The 25,684-nt window shown below is 36.8% G+C and carries 27 protein-coding genes and 2 pseudogenes; 11 read left to right on the forward strand and 18 right to left on the reverse strand.

Annotated elements, in window-relative coordinates:
- Positions 1-154 precede the first annotated feature (154 nt).
- The 4 genes from RUH74_RS09410 to pdxR form a co-directional block, all read right to left on the reverse strand.
- Entirely contained in the window at positions 155-2,236 is a 2,082-nt protein-coding gene (locus tag RUH74_RS09410) for a HAMP domain-containing sensor histidine kinase (protein WP_313800041.1), read from the reverse strand.
- On the reverse strand, positions 2,211-2,897 hold the full coding sequence (locus RUH74_RS09415) for a response regulator transcription factor (RefSeq protein ID WP_313800042.1): 687 nt from the start codon (positions 2,895-2,897) through the stop codon (positions 2,211-2,213). Before RUH74_RS09415 ends, RUH74_RS09410 begins: the two co-directional genes overlap by 26 nt.
- A gap of 55 nt (positions 2,898-2,952) precedes the next feature.
- On the reverse strand, positions 2,953-3,534 hold the full coding sequence (locus RUH74_RS09420; RefSeq protein ID WP_313800043.1) for a class I SAM-dependent methyltransferase: 582 nt from the start codon (positions 3,532-3,534) through the stop codon (positions 2,953-2,955).
- Between the two features lie 241 nt (positions 3,535-3,775).
- Positions 3,776-5,182: a MocR-like pyridoxine biosynthesis transcription factor PdxR gene (gene pdxR, locus RUH74_RS09425; RefSeq protein ID WP_313800044.1), complete on the reverse strand. Its 1,407-nt coding sequence runs from the start codon at positions 5,180-5,182 to the stop codon at positions 3,776-3,778.
- A 109-nt stretch (positions 5,183-5,291) separates the two neighbouring features.
- On the opposite strand from pdxR, the gene RUH74_RS09430 reads away from it, so the two are divergent.
- Together RUH74_RS09430 and RUH74_RS09435 are read left to right on the forward strand one after the other, a co-directional pair.
- Positions 5,292-5,837 carry a pyridoxamine 5'-phosphate oxidase family protein gene (locus RUH74_RS09430; protein WP_313800045.1) on the forward strand — a complete coding sequence of 182 codons (546 nt, stop codon included), beginning with the start codon at positions 5,292-5,294 and terminating at the stop codon, positions 5,835-5,837.
- A gap of 63 nt (positions 5,838-5,900) precedes the next feature.
- Positions 5,901-6,488: pseudogene (locus RUH74_RS09435) on the forward strand (LysR substrate-binding domain-containing protein); the annotation flags it as partial.
- A 157-nt stretch (positions 6,489-6,645) separates the two neighbouring features.
- On the opposite strand, the gene RUH74_RS09440 reads toward RUH74_RS09435, so the two are convergent.
- Complete coding sequence (locus tag RUH74_RS09440) at positions 6,646-7,428, reverse strand: nitroreductase family protein (RefSeq protein WP_313800046.1); 783 nt, start codon at positions 7,426-7,428, stop codon at positions 6,646-6,648.
- 244 nt (positions 7,429-7,672) lie between these two features.
- Complete coding sequence (locus RUH74_RS09445; RefSeq protein ID WP_313800048.1) at positions 7,673-8,635, reverse strand: helix-turn-helix transcriptional regulator; 963 nt, start codon at positions 8,633-8,635, stop codon at positions 7,673-7,675.
- A gap of 111 nt (positions 8,636-8,746) precedes the next feature.
- Between RUH74_RS09445 and RUH74_RS09450 the strand changes: the two genes are divergently transcribed.
- A complete protein-coding gene (locus RUH74_RS09450) occupies positions 8,747-9,226 on the forward strand; it encodes a GyrI-like domain-containing protein (RefSeq protein ID WP_313800049.1) in 480 nt (159 codons plus the stop codon).
- A 20-nt stretch (positions 9,227-9,246) separates the two neighbouring features.
- A complete protein-coding gene (locus RUH74_RS09455) occupies positions 9,247-9,711 on the forward strand; it encodes a phage tail protein (protein ID WP_313800050.1) in 465 nt (154 codons plus the stop codon).
- Between the two features lie 143 nt (positions 9,712-9,854).
- Here the strand turns inward: RUH74_RS09455 and RUH74_RS09460 are convergent, their stop codons facing one another.
- From RUH74_RS09460 to RUH74_RS09480, 5 genes are all read right to left on the reverse strand, one after another.
- A complete protein-coding gene (locus RUH74_RS09460; protein WP_313800051.1) occupies positions 9,855-11,024 on the reverse strand; it encodes an FtsW/RodA/SpoVE family cell cycle protein in 1,170 nt (389 codons plus the stop codon).
- Positions 11,025-11,052: 28 nt separating this feature from the next.
- Positions 11,053-12,024: an LCP family protein gene (locus RUH74_RS09465; protein WP_313800053.1), complete on the reverse strand. Its 972-nt coding sequence runs from the start codon at positions 12,022-12,024 to the stop codon at positions 11,053-11,055.
- 38 nt (positions 12,025-12,062) lie between these two features.
- Positions 12,063-12,698, reverse strand: coding sequence for a helix-turn-helix domain-containing protein (locus RUH74_RS09470; protein ID WP_313800054.1), 636 nt, complete (start codon positions 12,696-12,698; stop codon positions 12,063-12,065).
- 101 nt (positions 12,699-12,799) lie between these two features.
- Positions 12,800-13,195 (reverse strand): hypothetical protein, encoded by a 396-nt coding sequence (locus tag RUH74_RS09475; protein WP_313800055.1) that lies wholly within the window; start codon positions 13,193-13,195, stop codon positions 12,800-12,802.
- 31 nt (positions 13,196-13,226) lie between these two features.
- Positions 13,227-13,757, reverse strand: coding sequence for a hypothetical protein (locus tag RUH74_RS09480; RefSeq protein ID WP_313800056.1), 531 nt, complete (start codon positions 13,755-13,757; stop codon positions 13,227-13,229).
- Positions 13,758-13,935: 178 nt separating this feature from the next.
- Here RUH74_RS09480 and RUH74_RS09485 point away from each other — a divergent pair, with 178 nt between their 5' ends.
- The 4 genes from RUH74_RS09485 (at position 13,936) to RUH74_RS09500 (ending at position 17,921) form a co-directional block, all read left to right on the forward strand.
- A complete protein-coding gene (locus RUH74_RS09485) occupies positions 13,936-14,616 on the forward strand; it encodes a response regulator (protein ID WP_313800057.1) in 681 nt (226 codons plus the stop codon).
- A 2-nt stretch (positions 14,617-14,618) separates the two neighbouring features.
- Positions 14,619-15,980, forward strand: a complete 1,362-nt coding sequence (locus tag RUH74_RS09490) for a sensor histidine kinase (protein WP_313800058.1) — start codon at positions 14,619-14,621, stop codon at positions 15,978-15,980.
- Between the two features lie 236 nt (positions 15,981-16,216).
- On the forward strand, positions 16,217-16,990 hold the full coding sequence (locus RUH74_RS09495) for a DUF1266 domain-containing protein (RefSeq protein ID WP_313800059.1): 774 nt from the start codon (positions 16,217-16,219) through the stop codon (positions 16,988-16,990).
- A gap of 136 nt (positions 16,991-17,126) precedes the next feature.
- Positions 17,127-17,921, forward strand: a complete 795-nt coding sequence (locus RUH74_RS09500; protein WP_313800060.1) for a class I SAM-dependent methyltransferase — start codon at positions 17,127-17,129, stop codon at positions 17,919-17,921.
- Between the two features lie 126 nt (positions 17,922-18,047).
- Here RUH74_RS09500 and RUH74_RS09505 read toward each other — a convergent pair whose 3' ends face one another.
- The 3 genes and pseudogenes from RUH74_RS09505 to RUH74_RS09515 all read right to left on the reverse strand — a co-directional run.
- Entirely contained in the window at positions 18,048-18,371 is a 324-nt protein-coding gene (locus RUH74_RS09505; protein WP_313800061.1) for a hypothetical protein, read from the reverse strand.
- Positions 18,372-18,528: 157 nt separating this feature from the next.
- Positions 18,529-18,672, reverse strand: coding sequence for a hypothetical protein (locus RUH74_RS09510; RefSeq protein ID WP_313800062.1), 144 nt, complete (start codon positions 18,670-18,672; stop codon positions 18,529-18,531).
- Between the two features lies 1 nt (position 18,673).
- A pseudogene (locus tag RUH74_RS09515) lies at positions 18,674-18,815 on the reverse strand (LLM class flavin-dependent oxidoreductase); the annotation flags it as partial.
- A gap of 311 nt (positions 18,816-19,126) precedes the next feature.
- On the opposite strand from RUH74_RS09515, the gene RUH74_RS09520 reads away from it, so the two are divergent.
- The 3 genes from RUH74_RS09520 to RUH74_RS09530 are packed head-to-tail and all read left to right on the forward strand — an operon-like array spanning position 19,127 to position 22,849.
- On the forward strand, positions 19,127-20,611 hold the full coding sequence (locus tag RUH74_RS09520; protein WP_066390213.1) for a spore germination protein: 1,485 nt from the start codon (positions 19,127-19,129) through the stop codon (positions 20,609-20,611).
- Positions 20,612-20,619: 8 nt separating this feature from the next.
- The gene (locus tag RUH74_RS09525) at positions 20,620-21,705 is read left to right on the forward strand and encodes a GerAB/ArcD/ProY family transporter (RefSeq protein ID WP_066390214.1); all 1,086 of its coding nucleotides are present in this window, start codon (positions 20,620-20,622) and stop codon (positions 21,703-21,705) included.
- 13 nt (positions 21,706-21,718) lie between these two features.
- Positions 21,719-22,849 (forward strand): Ger(x)C family spore germination protein, encoded by a 1,131-nt coding sequence (locus tag RUH74_RS09530; RefSeq protein WP_313800063.1) that lies wholly within the window; start codon positions 21,719-21,721, stop codon positions 22,847-22,849.
- Positions 22,850-22,962: 113 nt separating this feature from the next.
- On the opposite strand, the gene RUH74_RS09535 is transcribed toward RUH74_RS09530, so the two are convergent.
- The 4 genes from RUH74_RS09535 to RUH74_RS09550 form a co-directional block, all read right to left on the reverse strand.
- Complete coding sequence (locus RUH74_RS09535) at positions 22,963-23,664, reverse strand: hypothetical protein (RefSeq protein ID WP_313800064.1); 702 nt, start codon at positions 23,662-23,664, stop codon at positions 22,963-22,965.
- A 24-nt stretch (positions 23,665-23,688) separates the two neighbouring features.
- On the reverse strand, positions 23,689-24,666 hold the full coding sequence (locus tag RUH74_RS09540; protein ID WP_313800065.1) for a Kiwa anti-phage protein KwaB-like domain-containing protein: 978 nt from the start codon (positions 24,664-24,666) through the stop codon (positions 23,689-23,691).
- Between the two features lie 80 nt (positions 24,667-24,746).
- The gene (locus tag RUH74_RS09545; RefSeq protein WP_313800066.1) at positions 24,747-25,067 is read right to left on the reverse strand and encodes a hypothetical protein; all 321 of its coding nucleotides are present in this window, start codon (positions 25,065-25,067) and stop codon (positions 24,747-24,749) included.
- 309 nt (positions 25,068-25,376) lie between these two features.
- Positions 25,377-25,667 carry a hypothetical protein gene (locus tag RUH74_RS09550; protein WP_313800067.1) on the reverse strand — a complete coding sequence of 97 codons (291 nt, stop codon included), beginning with the start codon at positions 25,665-25,667 and terminating at the stop codon, positions 25,377-25,379.
- Between the last annotated feature and the right edge of the window lie 17 nt (positions 25,668-25,684).

A 25,684-nucleotide genomic window follows, 5' to 3' on the forward strand; every position in this document is an offset into this window, starting at 1 on the left:
TTAATTATGCAAACCAAATGATTTTAAAAATAACAAAGCAATATAAATAGAAACCCGAACGATTACAAAACACTCAATGAAAGTGTCGTAAAATCGTTCGGGTCATCCTTTTGTTTCACGTGAAACGTCTCCTCTGATGGGATTTATTAATGACTCACTCCGTTTTATGCTTAGGGATGTAGATGACCGATTTAAATAAATCCCCATCAATTTGAATCATAAATTTTCCTTTCTGTATGCCAATCAGGCTTTCGGCAATGGAAAGGCCCAATCCACTTCCTTGGCTGGATCGAGATTCATCCCCTCTTTTAAAACGCTCCATTAATTCATCAGCTGAAATATTTAATTCATATGCTGAAATATTTTTGAATGTAAGTAGAATTTCTTTTTCTAACTCTTCGATATGGATATAAACCCTTGATCCTTTAAGAGCATACTTAAATATATTTGATAATACGTTTTCAATAGACCGCCACAATAATTTCCCATCAGCTGTTACATAGACTTTTTCATTGGGATAGTTGAACCTGAATTCTAAATCCAGCTCTTCAATCTCTTCACTTACTTCTCCAAGCCCCTGAGTGATTAATGAGACAATATCAATTTTCTCAAGCTGAACTGGGATATTTCCGCTTGAAGCTTTAGCAGCTTCAAATAAATCGTCCGTTAGGAACTTTAGCCTTTTAGACTTTTGATCCAGTACTTCGGTATACTCCGCTATCTTTGAAAGGTCTTTTTCATTTTTGAGTAAATCGACATATGTGATAATAGATGTTAACGGTGTTCGTATGTCATGGGATACATTCGTGATAAGCTCTGTTTTTAATCTTTCACTTTTTAGTTCGTTATCTACTGCATTTTTCAACCCATCGGTAATACTGTTTATATTAGCAGCCAGACTCGCAAACTCTCCCTTTCCATCCAATTCAATGCTGTGATGGATGTCCCCATTTTTTATTCTCTCTACTCCATTTTTTATTGCCTGAAAGGACTTAACTTTCTTTAATGCAAACCAGGCGGCAAACCCTATGGTTATTGGAAACATAAAAAATGTTAAAGCAATCACCAGCGGATATCCGATGACAATCAGAACGGTCTTTACTCCCACATTTCCGCTATCATAGACATTTCTTACAAATTGGACAAGTCCTTTGATTATTAGATAAATAAGGGTATGCTTAAACAATGTTCTATTTTTAACATGCCTCACCATTGATAAAATCAGTAAGAAACAAGCAGAAGAAAACAATATCGTTAGTAGAATGACCCAGTTTATGTTGCTCGGAAGTTCAAGAAATTCAAGTATAATAAGCCAAAGCGTTATAAGACCTATACATAGTAAGATGTTCAAATCAATATATAATTTATCGACTGCATATAAGCGCAGCTCCTCGTCCTTAAAGAACGTTCTCCCGGTCACAAGTGCCAAATAGAAAAAAGAAAGGATAAATCCTGCTAAAAATCCTAGTAGACGATAAAAGCCCTTTGTGGCACTCACTTTATTTTCTTTCCACTCACTTATTTTTGAATCTAAAAACTTCTTTGAAAAAGCAATATACATGGCATGGTTCTCAGAGCCCCATTCTTCCAATTCCATTGTAGCCCGATTAAAATATTTATTTTCCTCTATTTCTTTTGGAAAGACCTCTCTATTATATCCCTCATACACCATGTAAGATGGTTGGTTTTTAAATTGTTGTTTTTCTTCCATTGTACTATTTGTATAAATATTTACACCGTCGCTGGCATAATACAACGGATCTTTAACCTTTTTGATATGTTCCAATAGAAAATGAAATTCTCTTAAATCCCTCTTTATCATTTGATCCTTTACCTGGGCAATTTTATCAGCATAATCAACTTTGAACTTCTCATAATTTTCTGCTTCACTTAGGTTGGGATTATAACTTTTGGAATGAAACTGAAAATCTGAAAATAAGTTCTGTTCTTCCATTCTTAGTTCATCTTTATCGATTGTTCCACCCTTTAGAATATTTTCTTCACTTTTATAATTTCCCAACAGCCTAGTAAGGTCACTTATGAGATTTTCACTTTCTCTCACATAAGAATGGCTATGGAAATAATTATCTTCAAAAACGATTCCAATATCGCCATCATTCGTTGAGACTAAATTTCCAATCGCCTGCATCACGCCAGAAAAACACGCAAGCATGAATATAAAGATGATCAATTTTGTTGTCATTGAGTGGCTATATTTTTTCCACCTTGTATCCAATTCCCCATACCACCTTTAAATATTTTGGCTCTTTCGGATTAATTTCTATTTTCTCTCTAATTTTCCTTATATGAACGGATACTGTATTTTCCGGGCTAAAGGCTGTTTCATTCCAAACCTTTTCGTAAATCTCCTCGATAGAATACACTCGTCCTGCATTTGCGGTCAAAAACTTTAAGATTTTATATTGTACTGGAGTAAGTTGAACTGTTTCTCCATCAACAGTAATGATTTTACTTTCGTCATCAATCATGAGCCCGCCTGTTTTATATACACTACTCTTCGTTTCAAGGCTTCCTAAAGTTGTGTACCTTCTTAGCTGGGATTTAACTCTCGCAATTAGCTCCAAAGGATTAAAGGGCTTAGTAATATAGTCATCTGCTCCTAAATTTAATCCTAATATTTTGTCGTAATCCTCTGTTTTGGCGGAAAGCATAATCAACGGGATGTTGCTTTCTTCTCTAATCTTCCTGGTAGCTTTTATTCCATCCATCGTAGGCATCATAATATCCATAATCACTAGGTGGATTTCCTGTCTATCAATCCATTCAATTGCCTCTAAACCATTAAAAGCTTTAAAAACGGAAAAGCCCTCATTTTCCAAGTAAATTCCTATTGCATCAACAATTGCCTTATCATCATCACAAACTAATATGTTCACTATGTTCACTCCTAAAATAAGCTACACGTCCTGTCCCTCCCTCTATTATTCGTTTTTAATTAACCTTTTTGCAAACATAAACAAAAGCCGGCGGGAAGTTTAGCGGGACATAATGAATTTTCTCAATCTGGAAAGTTCTTGAAAGCAGCTTTTTCATTTGTAATGAATATTGAAAAGCAATGAAATAGCCCCCTGGCTTTAATGAATCAATCACTTGAGTAAGTAACCTTTCACGCAATTCCTTTGAAAAATTAAAAAAGGGCAGTCCGCTAATGACACAGTCTAATTGCTTTATACGATGGTGGTCCATTATCTTCAGCAGCTCAACAGCATTCTGATAACACAAGTAATCCGGGAATTCATTCTGAAGATTTCCATTCATTTCCCCATCCTTTTCGAACAGAAGGACCGTTGCTTTTTTTCGTACATGGGATTGAATTTCTCTTGTAATCGCACCTGTACCAGAACCCAGCTCCGCTATTGCACCTACGTCTTCCCATGCGACCTGCTGAACCATTTTTCTAGCCAAAAATCTTGAACTTGGCCATGCACTGCCGATTTCCTTTGGCTTACGGATAAAGGATTGTAGAAATAACAAGGAATGATAATTAGTCAAAGAAACGCTCCTCCCACTCATTTATGGTCTAATTTTTTTCTAATGAGATTATCTTAATGATAAAATCTTAGAAACTAGCGGATAGAATTCTTAAGATTTTCTTAAGGTTTTTTATTGGGGGAGTGACACGATGATTAAAAGGTTTGAAAGATAAAAAAGTAGTCTTAATGACTACTTTAAGAGATACAACAGCCTATTTGTGAGACGGGTTCACCTTAGCATATATAATATAGCTTTTTCTACGATCATTTGATTTATAGCTTCAATCTCCCGTTTCTGGGAGGCAGCTAGCGAGTAATCTTACCCCTTTTTCAATTTCATCTATTGATAATCCTCCAAACCCTAACATGATATAGGAATTGCCTTCAGGAGGTGGATTCAGCCAAAAACGGATCGGGGAGTAAGCTTTGACCCCTTTTTGCAGCCCTTTTTCAATCAGCTCTATAGTGGATATGCCTTTTAGCTGCAATAAGATATGCAAGCCTGACTTTTCTCCAATAATTTTTACTTTAGTGCCCATATGTTGTTCAATACTCTTTAGCAGAGTCTGGTGTTTTCTTTGATACATTTTCCGCATTCTTCGAATATGCCTTTCGAATTCTCCGGATTGCATGAACAGGGCCATAGCCCTCTGAATGATAGGAGAGACAGATTGGTTATAAACCGCGAAATTTCGTGAATATTGATCCATTAGAGATGGTGGAAATATAATATAACTTAACCGGACCGAAGGAAGAAATGATTTAGAGAATGTACCTAAATAAATGACCTTTTCCTCTTCATCTAGGGATTTCAGCGAAGGTATTGGCTGTCCCTGGTATCGAAACTCACCGTCATAATCATCCTCAATAATGTATCCCCCTGTTTGATAAGCCCATTTTAGCAACCGCATTCTTTTCGAAATCGACAGAATCATACCAAAAGGAAATTGGTGAGAAGGTGTTACATATACGGCCTTTGCCCTGCTCCTTTCAACGTGCTCTACTGATAATCCGTCCTTTTCAAGTGGCACAGGATCAATATAGCACCCCTCGTCTTCAATGACCGATCGAACTCCAATATAACCTGGTTCCTCTATGGCCACTGTCTGTTCTCGCAATGCTAGGAGACGGCAGATCAACGCCATAGAAGTTTGTGTTCCTGCGGTTATAAGGATCTGTTCTGGTGTAGAGCGTACACCTCTTGATTGAAGTAAGTAGTTTGAAATCTCCCGCTTCAATGCAGACTCACCTTGTTTTTCACTATACTCAAATAACCAATTGTTTTCTTGACCAACTGCGTCTGAGAGACATTTCTTCCACTGCTTCAAGGGAAATTTGTCAAGATCGACATTTCCATATTCAAAATCCACACGGACATCACTTGAAGGCTTACATTCCGGCATAACCGGATGTTTCAGCTCGATCGGATGCAGTAAAGGCTTTTCGATCTCAGCTACCCATATGCCACTTTTAGGGACACTTTCAAGGTATCCCTCTGATTGCAGCTGCTGATATGCTGACTCAACCGTATTCCGGCTAACCTCTAAATGTGCTGTTAGCTGACGAATAGACGGCATCTTCATTCCAGGCAAGAGCCTGCCTTCTTCAATTTCCTTCTTAATCCAATGATACAACTGGCTGTATAACGGTTCTGGCAGCTCCCTTTGTAAAAACGGGGTAATTTCCACAGTTAGCCCTCCATCTGTCCCTATTAAACTATTTAATTCTGGCACTTTTTCTATGTACAGAAATTTCTTACAATGATTTTATCATTTATAAAGAAAGCTGGGATGAAAAATGCATAAGATCCGCCAGGAAAAATTAATATGTACAGATGATAAGCGTATTGATCAGTTTTTAAGCCGTGCACGGACAGGTTACCTTGGGTTAACAGACGGGGAGCATCCTTATGTTGTTCCTTTAAATTTTATCTGGATGAATGAAGCTTTGTATTTCCATGGAGCTTCACAAGGAAGAAAAATCAATTTGATTCATGCCAATCCTAAGTGTTGTTTCACAGTGTCTGAAGATTACGGAACGATGGTAAGTCCTATACCTGCCAAGACAGATACTGCTTATATGAGTGTGATGCTGTTCGGGGAACTAGAAATGGTAAGTGATTTAACAGAAGCGACCGCAGCCATGCAAGCCATGCTAGATAAGTACGTACCCGGCTATTACGATAAAAGCCTTTCTCAAGCCCATGTTGACAAATATCGCTCTTCCCTGGGAAGTCATACAGCGGTTTTTAGACTTACTCCCAGTGCACGAACGGCAAAAGAAAACCAATTGAATCCGCAATTATCTTTTTACCCAGGCAGGAACATGGAGATGGATCGTTAAATTTGCATCAGGAATTCCTCTTAAGAGGGCAAGAGCACCATTCGAATGGGTTCAACTAAAAAGGCATTCCTATCCAAGTACCCGAATGTAAAATTTCAACAATTCCTTCAGTCTACTTCCTCCATGCAGGTGCAACTGATTGAGGGAAACATAGACTATTGTATTTCCTCTGTTCGCATTGAGGGTCCGGATATCATATGGGAGCCTCTAATAACCGAAGAAGTTTACCTGATCGTCCCCCCTAGCCACCCTTTTTCCAGCCGGGACACAATCAAATTGGCGGAAGCAAAAAATGAATCTTTCATCAACATGCATACCGGCTACGGGTTTCCGAATTTAACAGACCAGTTTTGCCATGAAGCTGGCTTCGAACCTCATATTGCCTTTGAAGGCGATGATTCAACCGTTATAGGGGATTTGGTGAAACAAGGATTAGGCGTTGCTTTTATTCCAGAAATTACATTGCTTCATCAACAAGACCGTTTTCCGCATAGCCTGCATATTACAGAGCCAAATTGCCTGAGGACTATTGGAATAGCCTGGTCAAAAAGAAGATATCTGTCGGAGACCGCACAGCAATTCAGTGTGTTTGTAAAAGAATACTTTAAAGTTCTAGCTAATAGTCTCAATAAAAAGCATGAATTTCATTAATAGCCCCTGCTTTGTTACTGCGTAGCTTCCTCCTCTCTATATGAAACCAAAATAAAAAGATAAGATTTATCTGATTTAGATAAATCTCATCTTTTTAACAGCAACATAAAAGGAAAATCTCCTAGATTAAGATTCTCTGAATTGTTTTACTTAATAATCAATCATCATTGTTCATAAAGTTTTGCTTCTCCAAGTAATTCAGAACCGTCTGTGAAAATTCAATGTGAGATTCCTTCGTATATTTGGCTATGGTATAAACTTGAGCCAGATTCTTTAATCCGAGTCGTTCTGTCATTTCCTTTAGCCTTGGAATGTCCATATAGCGTTTCCATCCCTTTTCATTTCTATCTTTATAGATTTCTAAAATTTCCTCTTCTGAATAATCATGATACTGGTCATAGTGAACAATCCCATGTCTTGGCAACCGATCACGCGGGGCAGGATTTTCCGCAGGATAGCCTAATGAATAACCTACAACTGGTACGACATTTGGCGGCAAGTTTAGCAGTTTACCGATTTGATCACAATTAGCAAGCGTCGAACCCATATAACAGATGCCTAGCCCGGCATTCTCTGCTGCTAAAGCACAGTTCTGCGCTGCCAGAGACGCATCAATCGCCCCTATCATAAAGCTCATGTAATTATCAAAATGGACAGGTGCGTCATTAAGCATAAGCCATTTTCTCATTCTATTAAAATCAGCACAGAAGGTTAATAGGATCGGTGCATCTACAACCATCGATTGTTCCATATGTGCGGTGTACAACTTTCGCTTAAGCTCCTTGTCTTTTGTGACAATAATCGAATAAGACTGCATATTGCCGCTTGACGAGGCTCGAATGCCTGCATCTATTATTTGCTCTAGCAGTTCTTGACTTACTTCACGATCTTCATAGTCTCGAATGGATCTATGTCCGAATATTACATCATTTAAATCCAAAGCAATCCCTCCTTATTCTTCAAATATGTAAGAATTTGAACAATCATATCTAACTTTCTATCTATTTATTTGGTTATATCCGTAAGATAGATTTCACTTCTCTTACTCTTGATATAGAGAAATAAATAGACGCTGAGTCATATTATATCATTATTTTAGAATAATCTGATAATTTAAAGGCATGATCCCTAAAGGACCGGCAGCTCGTCAAACTCAAATTTTTAGAGGTTTTAACTGGCACTACTTATGGGCAGTATAGGAGTAATCTCCCCTGTAAAACTTCTAAGATTTCTTCCGGCATTTCCCTAACCTTAATATCTTCACCGAGGAAAAGCAGCCAATTAGTTATTTCGGTCAGCTCTTCTGAATGATTCACATTAATAAAAGTCTTTAGAATAGCTGTAGTTTGGTATGGATTCGTATAGGAAATTGAAACTTTTAAAGGATGGTATTTTTTAAACTGGGCAATCGCCCTTGGGCCAAGTTCAAGGATAAGGTTTATTACTTCCTCCTGCTTACTTAATTTTTCTAAAATCTTCTTTTTACTTATTCTTTTTTTCGTCGGATATAGTTGAACATCGATAAGATTATCAACAGTGAAAATTCTCCGCTTTTCAGCCTTTAAGTCGAAGCCTTCAATTAGCCAAAGACTTTTTTCGCGGTAAAGGTGAAGAAGAAAAATGGAATAAGTTTTTATTGCTTTCTCTTCAGTGATTGTAATTAATAGATAGCTATCTAACAGGAGCGTTTGAATCAGTTTTTCCAACATCGGATGAGGGAGGTCTGAAAGATCAAGCAGGTCGGGATTATTAGGATTGGTCCCTTCAAATAGCAAAATTTGATTTAATAAAACAATATCTTCCTGCTGGGCTTCTGAGATGAGGCCAAGTAATTTTTCAGCTAAAGACTGACGGCTCTTTAGATAAGGGAGTTGTAGATTTCTAGTAGCCATAAATGCAATAAAAAGAGCTTTGATCTCATTATCAGTAAAACGAACGGTAGGAAGGACAGAGTTATTCATGACAAAATAACCCCCATCCCTTCCAACTTCAGCGACTAGCGGCATCCCCATGGCTTCAATTTCTCTAATATCTCTAATCGCTGTCGAACGAGAAATGTTAAATTCCCGCATGATTTCAGAAATTGTAAAGTGGGCGCGGTTGTTGATATACCGCATCATTACATTAATCCGTTCAACTTTTTTCATTGGCGCCTCCTAAACAGTATCATTTTTTGACATGATTTAAGGCTATTATAAACTCATCAAGTGAAAAGACAAATCATTTGATCAATTTTTAAAAAAAGGAAGGTTTTGATTATGACAAATTATATCCTAGAAGAAAAAGAAAGCTTTACTGTATTAGGCATTGGGACTGAACTTAAGAGCGATTATACAGACTATGCAGGCATTAATAAGGAAAAGGCAGAATTTTGGCAGGCAGTTAAAGAGGACGGAAGGCTTGAAAAATTAAAATCCATCGCCAAAAATGATTACATCTTTGTCGTGAACGAAGCGGTGAATAACAAGATGATGCATTATGCTGGCGTCATGACAGAAGAGTCACTGCCAGAAGCATCAAGAGTGATTCAATTCCCTAAAGGGGAATACCTCGTTGTTAAAGGGGAAGCTAAGACATCTGAGGAGTTGAGTCATATACTTACTGGCATGGCCTTCGGTCAAGTTTTGCCAGAAGCAAAAAATGTCGCTTATGTTGGAGGGCCCAATGCAGCTGTTGAGATGGGGCAGCAAAACGGCTTATTATATGGTGAAATGTGGATTCCTGTTGTTAGGAAATAAAAAATAAAAGGAGCGTAGTAATGTCCTATACCGTTGATTTTAAAAAAGTGTCTACTGTTGGCTTAGAGTCTTCACCTGTAGCAGACGCACTGGCTGGATTACGTGCGAATGAAGCCCGTTACTTTATGAATAAATATAAGCATGAATTTACAGTTGAACCAGCTAGCGAAAGCCAGGAGACTCTTGACTATGTGAACCAAATTTTGAAGGAAGAACGAGATATTGAGTTTGCGGCCGAACCTTTAGAAACATCACGTTTTCAAGTGGAAAATATCAAATGGGCCTTCGTCTTTTTTGAGGATGGCCTTGGGGTCAACGTCATGTATACAGTTGATAACCCTAAGAAGCGGGCTGTTGGATTTAAGCTTTCTGAGGGGATGGAAGTACCAAAGGAGTTAGAAGGAAAGTTTAAGTTTGCTAGGCAGAAATCTAAATTGGCTGGAACCATTCGGGGCTCGTTTTTTGTAATCAAAGGAGACTATTAGAGTACTCAAAAACGCAAAGGCACATTCAACTATTCATAAAGCAAATGATCATTTTTGTTTTTCCCTTACTTTCTTTTCCCAAGCAAAACAAAAGGGCAGCCAACTTCGCTAAAGGCTTGCCGCCTTTTTGTTTTGTTTATTTTTCATTTGGTTTCAAACATATATTTTCGGTACGGCTTTCGTATCGATAATATGATCCCCATGAATATCATATTGGAGAGCAATGAGCTTCCCCCATAAGATAATAAAGGCAGAGATATCCCCTTGACTGGCATGACCCCGATTGTCATTCCGATGTTTTGAAAGATTTGTAAGGCAAACATAGCCATTGCCCCGGAGCAAATGTATAAGCCAAAGGGAGATTCTGCGTTATCGCCGATCATAGCCATTCGGTACAACAGGAGGAAGAATAAACTAAGGACAAAAGCAGATGCAATAAAACCGCCTTCTTCCGCTATGGTGGCAAAGATGAAATCCGTATGCTTTTCAGGAATATAGACAGTTCCGTGGCCAAATCCATTTCCCTTTAATTCCCCGCTGCCAACCGCCAGTATGGCTTTATTTGTCTGGTAAGCATGATCTGCATATTCATTAGGAGAAAGCCAGCCTAAGATCCGCTCCTGCTGATGGGGTTTTAATAATGGAACCAGTTGATCATAGAGGACGGATGGATACTGAAAGTAGATATACAAAAGAATGGCTGCGCCTGCTGCTGGAATAATGGCCGCTGCAGCAAGAATTTTCTTTTGGATGCCAGACATGAAGAGAACGGTGGCGCCGCCAGCCAAATATAGAACGACCATCCCAGTATCAGGCTGCTGATAGACAAATAAGGATGGAATTCCCGCTGCTAATAAGACTTTGCCAATTAATAGCAGATCAGTCCAAACCGTCCGCTCTTGATATACTAAATTATGCTGATGAGCTAACCTGGAAATTAACAGAAGCAAGGCGATTTTAAAAAACTCAGATGGCTGTATAGAGCCAAGCAATGGGAGACTATACCACCTTTTCGCTCCTAAAATAGACGGTGCCACCGCAGGAGGCATAAGCGGCAAAAGAACGATGGACGCAAAACAAACAAGAAAGAAGGGCCAGGCAATTCTTTCAATCTGGTCTGTATCGAGATAGGCAACAGCAATCAGCAGGATGAACCCGATCATATAGCTAACACCCTGCTTAAGCGCAAAATTCTGGTCTCCGTATTGGCCGGTCCCCTGGCTGCTGTAAATAGAAAGGATGCTCAGGATGCTAAATGTACAAATAATGAACAAAACTGATTTATCCAGCCGTTTCAAAAATGTATAACCCATATTAAAGTTCTCCTAACAAGATCAGCCGTTAGCCATTTTCTTCACTCACTGATAGGGGACCTGGTTCCTGATTCGCGGAATCCCCTTCCAAAAAGGATTGAATCGCCTCTTTATTTTTCTCAAAATCAATATCCAGCGCCAGTCCTACCCCCTCATACCTTACATCTGTATAAGAATTCTGGACGGGAACGGTCAGTGTTTCGATCTTTTCAGGCAGGTGCATAGCAACACTCGTCATAATGGTGAGAAGGTCCGCGGTTTGAAGATTCGTCTGAATATATGGCTGGGCAGTTCCAATCAGTTTTGGTAGCTTTACCACACCATTTGCACTCAATAGCTCGTCCTTTAATGCATTAATGACCTGCTGTTGGCGCCTTACCCGCCCAAAATCTGCCTCTGCATCCTTCCTGAAGCGGGAATACCCCAATAATTCCTTCCCATTAAGCCTTTGCAATCCAGGCTCCAGAGAAACCCCGATGTTGGCAGACATCTTTTTCTCAACATCGATTTCAATGCCCTCCGGAGCAAGAGCATCCACCATTTTTTCAAAGCCTGTAAAATCGATCAGTGCGTAGTATTCAATATCCAAGTCAAAATCGTTTTTTAAGGTTTCACGCAGCAATTCCGGTCCGCCTAGATAGAAGGCCGTATTGATTTTGTAGTTCTTATATCCGGGGATTTCTGTGTAAATATCCCGCATGATAGAGATGATCTTAGCCGACCCTGCCTTCGGATCATATTGTGCGACCATAATGGAGTCCGTTCGGGATTTCCCTTCATCCGACTGGGCATCAACTCCCAGCAACAGGACATTGACTTTGTCATCGAGACTTTTCTCCCCATTGAATTCATATTCCTGATGCTCCACTGATTCTGCCATACTCACACCCGCTTGGTATTGATAGACAAAATATCCGATCGCAGCCACACACACTACCAGCAATGCTGCAGCAACTTTAAGAACACTGCTTTTTCTTTTATAGCGTTTTTGTCTGCTCATTTTTTTCTCCAATCCTTTTTATTTGCAGCCGTTGACATTTATTTTTTCAGTGCCAGTCCATTCATGACCCAATTGATGACCAGTGCATCGTCTATATAACCGACTGGAAAGATATAATCTGGAATACAGTCAACAGCCGCGATAAAGTAGAGGAGGGCACCGCCCATTAAGGCAAGCTCCCACTTTGTCCCCCTTTTAAGGGAAAATTTTTCGTACATGTCCTTTAAATAATGAATAAAAGGGCCGATGCTTCCGACTTTTTCTACCTTCCCCTCAAACTTGTTCCTTATGGTTTCTTCCCCTTCCTCGGTTTGCGAAAGCTGTTCGTATTTATCTAATTCCTGCTTCACATCCTCCATCCGAAACTCTTTATCTACTAATTGAGTAGATTCAAGGATAACTTGAATTTGGGCAATCGACTCATTCAGCTCCGTCGGCTTTCGATCAACCAAATACCCCGCTGCCTCATACAATCGGGAAATAGAAACTCCAAGATTGTCCGCAAACCGCTCCAAATGCTCAGGGGTCGCTTTGCGTTTCCCATTAATAATTTTTGAGATAATTGCTGTATCGATTCCCGTCATCTGGCTTAATTTCCTCATGGATAAAGACCGCTCCTTCAGCAAGTTCTTCAGCAGCTGGCCTATTTCATTGTTTTTTTGTTCCATACTCATTTTCCTTCCTAACTAGTTCAATCTTTTACCAATATACAAATAGTGTTGACATTTTGTCAACACTATTGAATATGGATCTGTTAGAGACCAAATGTTTTTAACTAAACTGTCAATTTCTTTAAAGCCCAAGCAATGAATCCTGATAGTAATCCCCAAATAATATTGGTAACTAAGACGCTTATAATGGCAAATGGATTGGTTAATGGCCCTTGTAGCTCACCATGGAGGATCGGTGATAAGATCCCACTGAGGATAATCGCAAATACAGCATAGCTGATTCCAGCAAAAACCAATATGCGAATTACATATGGACTCTTTTTCTTCACAACAATGAAAATCCAGACCAACGAAATGATAACTGTCATTAGAATACTTCCAAACTGTTGCCCGATTATATCCATGATTCCTGTTATTTTCATAATTGGTCTAATAAGCGCTATTGCACCTAAACCTAGAATTAATCCAATATTGTTTTTGAATACCTCTAAATTTGTCATATGAATCCTTACCTTTCCCTTCTTTTTTGTGTCAGGCAGCTTGCTTACTTTTTCTATTTTTTCTTTGCACCTTGCCAAAAGGTTTCATGTACGTAATAAAGGTCATAAAAGCTAAACATAATAGATTGAAGCTAGACGTGATAATAATCGATAACCAAGTAGATTGAAATGGTGTGTGTTGTAGAGCTACAAAGCCTAAATCCTCTACTGTTTCAACTAAGAATACTGTCCATTTGTTTAAAAATAAAATTCCAATCATAATTGTCAAAATGGTTAACACGAGTTTGACCATGACCCAATAATGCTTAACGAGGCCCCATTGCGTCCATACTGACAACATAATACCTGTTATTAGTGTCAATAAAGCAGGATATTTAAGCAGGTTTTCATCTATGATTTCCATACTTATCAGAGTATAGAAAAGCTGCTCTCCATTGGCAGCGTTTTGTAGGTAAGCACATAACAGCAGCATCCCCAGTGTTCCACCAATCCATGAAGCAACAGATAATACATGAATGGCTACTAATACGCTTTTTTTCTTTTGATTCAATCTATATGCCATAAGACATGACCTCCTGATTTCACACGTATGAATCCACTGATTGATCTCAGATCTTTTTAAATTTACCAAAGGAATGTTGTGAACTTGTTGCAATCCTTTACAGTTTCAATGAAATTGACAAAAGCTAATGAAGCTTAGAGTATAATGTGGAAAATAGATAGGAAAGGGAGGAATAATGATGGCTACAACCATCTTATTAGTAGACGACGAAGCAAAAGTGCTTGAAATTATGCGTTCTTTTCTGAAAAATGAGGGATATGAAATCGTTACGGCTCAATCAGGAATAGAAGCTCTCGATAAAATAAAAAGAGTGAATCCAGCGTTAGTCGTACTCGATTGGATGATGCCCAATATGAGTGGACTTGATGTTTGCCGCGAGATTCGAAAGGTGAGTAGAGTGGGGATTATTATGGTAACGGCAAAATCAGATGAAATGGACAAGATTGTTGGTCTTGAGGTAGGGGCAGATGATTATATCACTAAGCCTTTTTCATTAAGGGAATTATTAGCTCGTATTCGGTCCGTATTGCGTCGAATGGGAGACGTTCAATCAACCGAAGAAAATTTAGAGCGTGGAAATCTTTCCATCTCTGTTTCACAGTATCGTGTTTGGAAGAATGGCAATGAAATTACGATGACACCAACGGAATTTAAACTTTTGCTAACCCTAGCAGAAAAACCAGGGATTGTTTATAGCCGGCTACAGCTGTTAAAAACCGCATTAGAAGATGATCTATTAAATTTGGAACGAACGGTTGATGCTCATATCAGCCGGTTAAGAAAAAAAATAGAGGATGATCCTTCTAATCCAAAATACATTCAAACTGTATATGGGTTTGGCTATCGATTCGGTGATTAATCATGAGTTTACACCGAAAGATCTTTTTATCATTAGTTATTTCAATAGTGGGAATCAGCATTGTCTTTATTTTCCTTACTCATCTTACCGTGAAGAGCTCTATCGAAGCTGGCATAAAGGAAACAAGAGGACAGGAAATCACTGAACTCAACAAAGTACTAACTACTTATTATATGGAGAACCATCATTCTTGGAATGATTTGGAACAATTAAATGTACTGCAAAATATTCATCAGGATCATCCAGAAATAGTCGTGATGGACAACGATCATCAAGTTTTAAAAGTAGGAAACTCACCTAGGAAATTAATCCAATACTTAGGCATAAATAGTGAAATAAGCGTAGACAAAATGAAAGTTGGCCAATTTTTTTATTATGACCCCGAGGTGGCAAATTTCAAGAAAATCATGATTGGGATTCCGATATCAGTCGTTTTTCTGCTCCTTTTAAGCGGGTCTGTACTGATTATCATCTCCCTTATCATTGCCTATCGTTTATCAAAGTGGCTAGCTGCTCCACTTCGAAACCTGCTGCCGATGATTGACCGATTAGGGAAAGGTGAACTTGGTATCCAAGTCCCTGCCAATACGACAGATGAATACGGAAAAATTACCGAAGCCTTTAATCGTATGTCAAAGGAGTTAGAGCAAGCGGAAATCGTTCGCAAGAATCTCACCGCCGATGTTGCTCACGAACTTAGAACACCGTTGACCATCATAAGTGGAAAATTAGATTATTTACAGCACCAGGGGAAAATGATCAAACCTGAGTCATTGTTGCCGTTACAAGATGAACTTCTCCGCTTGAATCAATTAGTAGAAGACTTAAGAATCTTGTCATTAGCCGAAGCAGGGAAATTAACATTAAATAAAATCCCTATCGATATGATGGACATTGCTAACCAACTTATATTGGCATTGAAGCCAATTGCCGAAGATAAAAGTATTTCCATTCATCTAGATGTACAAACAAATGATACAGCGGTATTGGTTGATCCGAATCGCATTAAACAAGTTTTTCTTAATTTATTAACCAATGCCATACGCTATACACCCTTTCAAGGAACCATTTATTTTCGCCTAATTAAAGAAAATAACGATTTTTTAAAAATTATCGTCGAGGATACAGGAATAGGCATTGAGCCTGAACATCTGCCGCATTTATTTAACCGTTTCTATCGTACCGATGAAGCACGCACAAGATACACTGGAGGAACAGGCTTAGGTCTTGCCATTGCCAAACAATATGTCGTCTCTCACAATGGGAAAATTGAAGTAAAGAGTATTTTGGAAAAGGGAACTCGTTTTATTATTCAGTTACCATTTAGTGATAAAAATAACTTCTTGCAACAAATGTCAAACTAAAACTAACAGTGCCAGCCTACAAATAAAATGGGGGCTGGCACTTTATTATTTCTTTTGTATTTATAAGGTCATAGGTGTATAGCGATATTCCGAATTTGTCCCTATTATGTAAAATATTAGTTGAATCTACCACTTATTGTGTTACAATAACATACGAAATGTAAGAAAAAGTTAACACTAAACAACATGGCCTTTTTAACTGTGCCAAAGAATACCATGGAGAGGGACGTGATGGTTTGAAGACTTTTCTAATGATTGTGGGAATTATTGCTGCCATTGTAATTTTACTAATCGCAGGTTTGATTACAGCGAGCAAACGTATTGAGAAAAAGAATAAAAAATCGCGAGTAGAAATGGAGATGGCTAACACTTTGCCGAAGGAGAAACAGCATTTGCTTGCCTACGGTGCCAACCTCTCTCTTTACCGCTCTGAGTCGCCACGGATACTGCCGGTGAAGGTAGATTATGATACTTTGAAGGAAGGCCTTTCTTCATCCTGGGACGTTAGTAATACGGAGGAAGCTGTACAAACCTTGGAATGGCTACTTACGGAAGGCCATCGTGCGAGGTATGATCAGCTTCTTATCGCATTAAAAGCTGGCCAGTCTTTTACAGAGGATGAAGTTGGGAAATCGCAGGAATGCTATGAAGCAGCCCAAGAAGCGATGATGAATAAGCTTTCCTTTACGAAGTCCGATTTTGAACAGATAGACTCCATTGCTGCCTGGGATTTTGACCGAGCTGTAAATATTGCAAGATGGAGCTACATACTCGGTTATATCACCGAAGAACAGGCATGGGACTATATAGAGAGAGCTGCTGATGATGCCAGCCAATTCTTCGGATCCTGGAAGGACTATTTTATTTCATTTGCATTTGGCCGAGCCATTGCTTACGAGGGTGACATTTACGATATAATTTGGAATGGAAAAGAATTGCTGAATGAAAAGGACTCGATCTGGAATGAATTTAGCATGAAACGTTCCGGAACAAAAAGCCAAATAATCTAGGATTGGACAAGGACTGAGAGAGGGCTAGCATTTCCTATAAATTATCGCTCTTACAGACCTCTGGCCCTCTCACCCCAATTTTCCTCCGTTACTTATGGTACGGGTTCACCGTAACTTTAAAAGAAGCCGTTTTTCTTTGAATAATGATCTAGAATTGGAAGGAACCATCTTATTTTTATCATCATATTATACAAATAAGATGATGGAGAAGGTGGTTCTTATTGGAATCTCAATGTATTTAGATTTTTTGTCTAAATTTGGTATTAGTGGTGCACATCCCGGTGGGATTAAACTAACAAAGAAAATATTCAAGAACGAAAAGATTAACAAACTTTCCCATGTTTTAGATGTAGGTTGTGGTACTGGCCAAACAGCTGCTTATTTAGCGGCACGTTATGGTGCAAAAGTAACAGGAATGGATATAAACCCTATTATGGTGGAAAAAGCCAAAAGCAGAATGATAAAATACCAATTACCAGTGGAAATTATTCAGGGCTCCATAGAGAAATGTCCATTAACAGACAATAAATATGATTTTATTATTTCCGAATCTGTTCTTTCCTTTGTTAACAAGCCTAAAGCACTTAAGGAAATTTTTCGATTATTAAAACGTGACGGAAGGTTTATTGCCAATGAGCTTACCGTTAACAGAAGAATTGGGACGAATGCTGAGGAGGAAATTAAACGATTTTATGGGTTAGATTCTACCCTCATGGAAAAGGACTGGATAGCTTTATTTAAACAGACCGGTTTCAAAAATATAAAGACTTTTTTAAGAAAAACGCCTATTCTTCAAAACCACTCAATGCCCGAATTCCATTACTCAGAGTATATTGAACCTGAACTATATGAAATCATGCATCAGCATTTTAATATAATAGCAAAATATCAGGGAACTTTGGACTATAGAGTATTTTTATGTACTAAATAGGGATTTAGAAACTTTCATATGGACATGATGAACTGCTCTTAGACCCAGCATGTAATTGTCATGTAATCTTTTATATAGAAAAGGCCTGTAGGGACATATCCACTACAAGCCTTTTTTGTATGATATTTAAATAAAGAATGGGAAGAATGGCCCGAATCTTCTGACCCCAATGAAAGGGAACCCAAATAACCCAAACGGTCCAAAGAAAGGGAAAAACTGTCTGCTCTCGCTGCTTTCTTCCATTGTATGCATGGACATATGAGAATGCTCCATCCTTGGCATAAGGATATACATTTTGTCCCTGTCATAACTATGAAGTATCCCCTGATAAATAGAGCCATCATTTAATTCAACTTGAATAATTTGATACAAATGTTGTTTACACTTTTTATGGAAATCCTTCCTATCTCTTTCAGCATCTAGGGCATTCTGATTAATATATGGTTGCACAAAAATAACCTCCTCCAATTTACTCCCTTTACAAACTATTCTTAGACGAGGTTTTGTGTTACAGATTTTTGACCATTAGGAGGCTATCTAAATACTGCATACCTTTACTAGTAGATTCTTTTCTTAGTCAATTACTTTTAACCTATCTCTATGAAATTCATTTATTCTCTCCTACTTTCCCTTCCGTTTCAGCTTCCCACTTGTCTATTTCTTCTCGAACTCTGGGAGCTACCTCTATTCCCAGAAGTTCAATAACTCTTATCACTTGGTCATATGGCATCGTGCTCAATGGTACATACATAATGATGCTCACCTATCCCAAATACATCTAGTCCTATCTCATAAGATAATTTCCTCTGCCACTTCACGTAATCGCTGTGCGTCACTTATTACTTCACCCGTGTGAATATCCGGTTTTGTTTCAACAAACGAAGTAATACCAATCTAAAAACTTTCTTTTATCATGAAAAAACAGCCTAACTGTATAAAACAATTAGACTGTTTACCTAATAAATTTAATAACCTTATTTACTTATGATACGGTTCACCGTGTTGTATCTAAATGAGGATTTATCACCCTCTTTGATTACGCAGCAACTTATCCTGTTTCCACACAGTTTATTACATCTTTTATCTTTACAATTCAATTCAAAACAAGTCCATAAACTACTTTGTGGACTTGTTTTTTTATAAAGCCATGAATAAAATTGTTTTCTTTTCAAATAATAAGTAAAAATTATTAAGGATTTTTTCAAATGTCAAACACACCAAATAACAATAACTGCCCAAATTATAAAAAAATTAAATATATCCTCAACCAATCACCAGATTTACTTTGCAGGACAATTGAGGTCGCTGGAGATTGTCTGGAAATCGTCTTTATGAAAAATTTAATTAAGGCTGAAACAGTTAATGAATATGTTATTAAATTCATTCAACAGCTGCCAAAAAAAGATATAAACTATTCTTATTTAATGAAGAATATCCCTATTGACGAGGTAAAGATTGACTTTAAGGAACAAGAAATTATTTCTTCACTTTTAAATGGATTCGTTTATATTTACTTATTAAAAGAAAATAAAGCCCTTTTAGTAAATTGTGCTAATCCAGTTGAAAGATCCATCGAGAAAGCAGAAACTGAATCTTTGGTATACGGCCCTAAAATTTCGTTTACAGAATCATTGTCTTCTAATATAAAAATTATCAGACAAAATCTAAATAATTCTAATTTGTGTACGGATGAATTGGAAATAGGAGAACTTGTTAAAAAGAAATTAAGAATTATTTACATTAAAGATTTAACGGATGAAGACATACTAAAAACACTTAAGCAGAAGCTTGAAAATATTACGGCTGATAATATAAGTGACAGTTCAGTTTTGGCACAGTGTCTTGAAGATAATCATTATTCGTTTTTTCCTCAGTTTATCATGACAGAACTGCCCGATCGATTTCTCTATTCTATTTTAAATGGACGGGTTGGCATCCTTTTAGATCGAAGCCCAGTGGCTATTATTGGGCCTGCTAATTTTTTTTCGTTTTTTGAATCAACAGAGGATATTTATTTACGCTGGTCTTTGAGTACTTTTATAAGATTTATACGTTTTTTTGCTATGGCTGGATCACTGCTCTTTACAGCATTCTATGTTGCAATCCTTACCTATCACTATGAACTTATACCATCTAAATTGTTAATTATCATTGGGCAATCACGTTCACAAGTTCCTTTTCCCCCTTTACTAGAAGCAATATTAATGGAGTTACTAATTGAATTACTTAGAGAGGCAGGGGCACGTCTTCCATCAAAAGTAGGTCAAACAATGGGGATTGTTGGAGGGATTGTTATTGGCCAGGCAACTGTTGAGGCGGGATTAACCAGCAATATTTTAATTATTATCGTGGCATTTAGTGCATTGGGGGCTTTTTCAGCTCCAATTTATGAAATGGGGACTGCTATAAGAATTGCCAGATTTCCTTTCATTATTCTAGCAGGTGTTTGGGGTTTTAATGGGATTATGATCGGTGTCTGTGTACTAGTTGTCCACTTGTTAAAGTTGACATCCTTAAATAGACCTTATCTTGCACCTCTATACCCGTTTAGAATAAAGGATTTAAAATACTTTCTCATACGGCTTCCACACCATTATTATAGGAAACGTCCTGTTGTCAATCGTCCATTAAACGTATTCCGGATAGGATGGAAATTTAAAAAAACAGAAAACGATTTAGATGAATTTTGAGGTGGATAATGAAATCAAATATTAGTTTTGTAAACGCCTATATTGCTTTCTTTATCATTCACACTTCACAAATCGAAATGGGCATACTTGGCGTCCCTAGAATTGTTTTTCTTGAAGCTAAGCAAGATGCCTGGATCAGCGTTCTACTCTCTGGACTATTCATTAGTGTTATCATTTGGATGATAATAAGCATCCTTGCTAAATATGAAAACTGTAATCTTTATGAAATACACGAGAATTTATTTGGTCGCTTTATAGGCAGTATCATCAATACCTTTATGGTTATTTACTTTATTGCAGCACTTTACTCTATCATCATCGCTTATGTTGAATTGTCCCTGACATGGGGATATGAGGGAGTTGATGAATGGGTAGGTGTTTTAGCGCTATTATTAGTAACCATTTATGCCGTATCTGGCGGATTCAGAGTAATTGCAGGGACATGTTTCTTATCCTTCTTAATGACTATATGGCTGTTATTTGTTATTTATCAACCACTTGAATCGATAAACTTCACTAGAATTTTACCCGTCATGTCTGCTACCCCAACACAATTAATGAAGGGAGTATTTAAAACCAGTTTTACAATGTTAGGTTTTGAAACTTTATTTTTTATTTTTCCATTTATAAAGGAGAAAAAAAAGCTGCTTTTTTTCAGTCAATTAGCAATCTGGTTTACTACACTTATTGTATTTATAACAACTGTTATTTCGATATTATTTTTTAGTCCAAAGGAATTAGAAATACATATTTGGCCTGTGGTCAGTATGATAAGCGCGGTCCATTTTCCATTTCTTGAACGGTTTGAATTTATTGCCGTTCCATTATGGATATTGGTTATTTTTCCAAATTTATGTTTATACCTGTTCATTTCTTCAAAAGGAGTAAAACAAATATTTCATTTAAAACAAAAACATGGTATATGGGTAATCTCAATAATCATTTTTATCACGAGTTTTTTTGTCACCAAAAGAGTCGACAATAACCTTTTTTTTGATCAAGTTGGTCATGTCGGCTTTTACCTATGGTTTATCTATCCGATCTTGTTATATTTCATTTCAATCATTAAATCTAAAATTTTTTCACAATCTTAACGGAGTTGAAACGATGAAAAAATGGCTTATTCTATTTTGTTGTCTTCTCTGTACTGCATGCGTGCCCCCTGAAAAAATATTAGAAAGGCAAGGGATTTCAACTATTATTGGTTATGATTTACTTGATAAAGATACATATAAAGGCTCTATTAGCTTGTTGCAATTCGACCGTAAAGAAGAAAAAACAAGTGAAACCATTTCTGCCGTCGGTACTACAAGCAAACAAATAAGACAAAGGTTAGAACAACAAACAAGCCACGACATTACATCTGGACAATTGAGGACAATACTATTTGATAAAAATATAAGTGAAATGATAGGAATTTCATCTTTTTTAGATACAATGCAACGAGACAGCAGCATTGGATCATTAATATTTTTGGCCATTACAAACAATACTGAAGAAGTCATTAAAAATAATAACTATGAAGAATACCCTGAGATGGGGTCATATATTTATCAATTATTGGATAAGCAAGAAAGGAAGGAATTGTTAATAAACTCCAACCTGCATGATTTTTCCTCCACTCTATATGAAATTGGCATCGATCCTACCTTACCTATTATATCGAATAAGAATGGTGCAGCACCCTATATTGAAAAGGTGGCATTATTAAAGGATGATAAAATGGTCGGTTCTATTTCTTTGACAAAAACCTTGTTCATAAAATTATTCACCAATCGCAGGGCTTCTTTGGGAGATATAACATTAAACATTCCTCTAGAGGTTTTAGAAAAAAAGGGAATACAACTAGTCGAAAAGTCAAAAGGAGATAAATTTAATATTACAATTCGCCCAATAAAGCACCGCGGAAGTATTGAATTATCTAAAGAAGATGAAGTTAAGCTAAACGCAACCATTTCGGTTTCAACTATAGAAGTACAGCCTGCAATTACTCTTAACAATAAGAAATCTATAAAAAAATTGGAGCAACTGCTTGGGGAAGAACTAAGCAAAGAATTGGGGGATTTTCTTGAGGAGTTAAGAAAATTAAATACTGATCCAATTGGCATTGGAAGAAAAATAAAAAGCATCAGAAAATATTCCAATTTAAGTGATAAAGATTTGCGGGAAAAGTATTCAAGTTTAAAGTTAAAATCAACTATTAAGGTTGAAATAAAACGAACAGGTGCTGTTGATTAGTAAAGATAGTAGAGAAAAATACTCTACTATCTTAGTATTTCAAGTATATTACGTTCAAGAATATTAACGAAGAAGAACCTCATTTACTTATGGTACGGTTCTCCGTGATGTATCTAAATGAGGTTTTTTATCGTTGTATTAATAAATTCTATAACCTTAAATAAGTAATCATTCATTTGCTCATTCCATAGAGCTAAGAATACCAAGAAACTTCCTAGAAAAATTACAACCTTTTTATATGAAATCCGGCTTTTGGAATCATCCACAAACATTACAGCACCAGGAGATAAATTCCTCGTATATATGGTAGAATTTAGTGGGACATCTTTTCCTTTTTCTGATACTACAATTAGATTTTCACCATTTTCACATTGTGCAATATTAATATCATAGAATAAACTTAATATCGGATTGATATGGTAAAGGTTATTATGCATATAAAGATATCCTATTACTAGAAAAAGCACTAAAAATGCAAATATCGTTGGGATATTAAAGTCTCCGTCGCTGTTAGTAATATTTGAGTTAAATGAAATAAAAGGAATTATATAAGTTACTATATAATTTAAAGCTTCACTGCCCTTACTATTTATCATGACTAATTTAATTGGAAAATTAGGACTTGCCTTTAATGGTTTCTCTAAAAATAATTTTAAAGTTAAAAGAGTGATTGACATAATCAACCAAATAAAAAGACACAATACAAGGTTATTTATGTTCATTAGGAACAAGATAATAAATAGAGGCAAGTAAGAACTTAAGAAAAGCATATACCTAAATACTCTATTAATCATAAATTCTACTTTATCCCCCATGATATTATCCTCTCTCCTCATAAGTTAGCCTATGTTTATTCTTTGGTTAGCAAATATCCTTGTCTCACTTACTAATGTTTCTGCTGCCTCATCATTAATAATCCTTATTATTTGGTCCACTGACTTATAACTATTTTCTTCATCGATGCTAATTGTTCCCTTTTCTGAATCCAAACTAAAAAATAGACCTTCATGTATTGCTTCCTTGACCTTCTTAAAAGTCTCAAAAGTAACATTCTCAAACTTACTCGCAGAACTTATCGTAAAGAGCTTCTTCTTAAAGTTCTTATTCCTGTTACAATGAGACTCTAAAACAAGAAAGTTATCTATTAAGCCGCTCCCATTAATACTTCCTAAGATAGCCTCGGAGTGCATGTTTATATGTTCTTCGTACTTAAATAAGCGTTCAAAGAAAAAGCCATGCGTTACAAAAATCTCATCATCAATACTAAATGCACAACATTTTTCATTTAACTCTAGGTGTGATACTTCTACTTTTTGAAGCAGGTCACCATCTTCATTTCCAAAACTATATAAGCTTTTTTTCGGCTTATAGAAGTTAGATTTTGAAAGTGTCGAGAATATTTGAACATGGAATTCTTTTGCTGTGTTATTATTTGTTACAATCACATCAATAACGTATCCCTTCATAGAGCTTGAAGACTCTTCGAAAACCTTCTTAGTAAGTCCAGTGGAGTTATCTTCTATGATGAGTTGCTCAATATCTAGAAAGTTCGGTACTTCACCTTTCTTCAAACACGAAACACTTTCATTACCATCTGGTGATGTATTATTGTGATATTCGAACAATTGAGCATCAATAGCATTTTCTAGATTCCTACAAATGATTGTCCTTAAATCTTCATGGGTGGACATATTCAACTTATATAATTTAAAAGGTTCCTCTTCATCTGAAAGTAGAAATGCTGACAAACCATTAATTGAATAGTTTCCAGTACAATTAACGAAAATATCTTGTAAAACCTTAAAGTTAGTTTCCATACAATAACCTCGTTCAAAGTAGTTTTGTGATTCATATTTACTATTTTATCACAATCTTCTTTAAACGAAGGCTCTTGAATTTACAAGTTCAATGCATAATGGAGTTGGATATCTTGAAAATTCTGTATTCCAATTCTCTTAATATAGATGTTTTCTAAATGTATTCCATCAATAAACTCCAACTCTATTTCTGATGTTTTTTTGAATAACATATCGAGCTCCTTTTCATTTTCAATAACCACCATGGCTTGATACGTTGGTAACTTAAATTCTTGAATCTCTTCTCCATTACTTAGATATTCGAATAGACTGGAAAACTCACTGCGTAAGTAGTTTACCATTTCATTTGGTAAATCACCTGCAAGGTTATTAAGGTCCTTTAAGCAATAAATCATTTTCATTAACGATAACTCCTTGAAGGACTCTGTGTAAGCTCTGATACTAAACAAGCTACGATTCCAACGACTGTTCCCATTAAAAAGTATTGCATTATTATTCCCCCTTTATTTTTTCAGATTAGTGTTCTTCTTCACATATACGTAAATAGATACGCCAAACGCCACGCCTGCTTTGAATAGGTCAATTGGTGTCATGAACTCACCTCCTTTAACGGAAAATCAAACACGTAAAAAGAGACGAAAACTCTTATAGAGCAAACCTCTCTGACTTGTAAACGTATTGATTGTTCTACCTTTCCGACTGCCATTTCTTCATACAAAGCTAATAGGCTTAACAAGTTCACCATCTTTCAGCAAACCAATTCCGATATCCTTCAAACCATGCTTATCCTGTAATAAGTACACAACATTCGATGCACCGCCATCGTAGAAGAATACCCAACATGTTAGTTCTGGTTTGTTTTCATCTGGAATAGTAGCCTTAACCTCTTCGTTGCTTATGTCATCTACTGAAAGAGTTCTAACATCCGCTTTCCAGTCCTTCCAAGCTAAATGTGGGTGATGCTCCTCCATGTAATTCCTGAATACATTAATAACGCTCATAGGTAATTTGCTCCTTT

The organism is Cytobacillus sp., from assembly GCF_032154635.1.
Taxonomy (GTDB): Bacteria; Bacillota; Bacilli; order Bacillales; family Cytobacillaceae; genus Cytobacillus.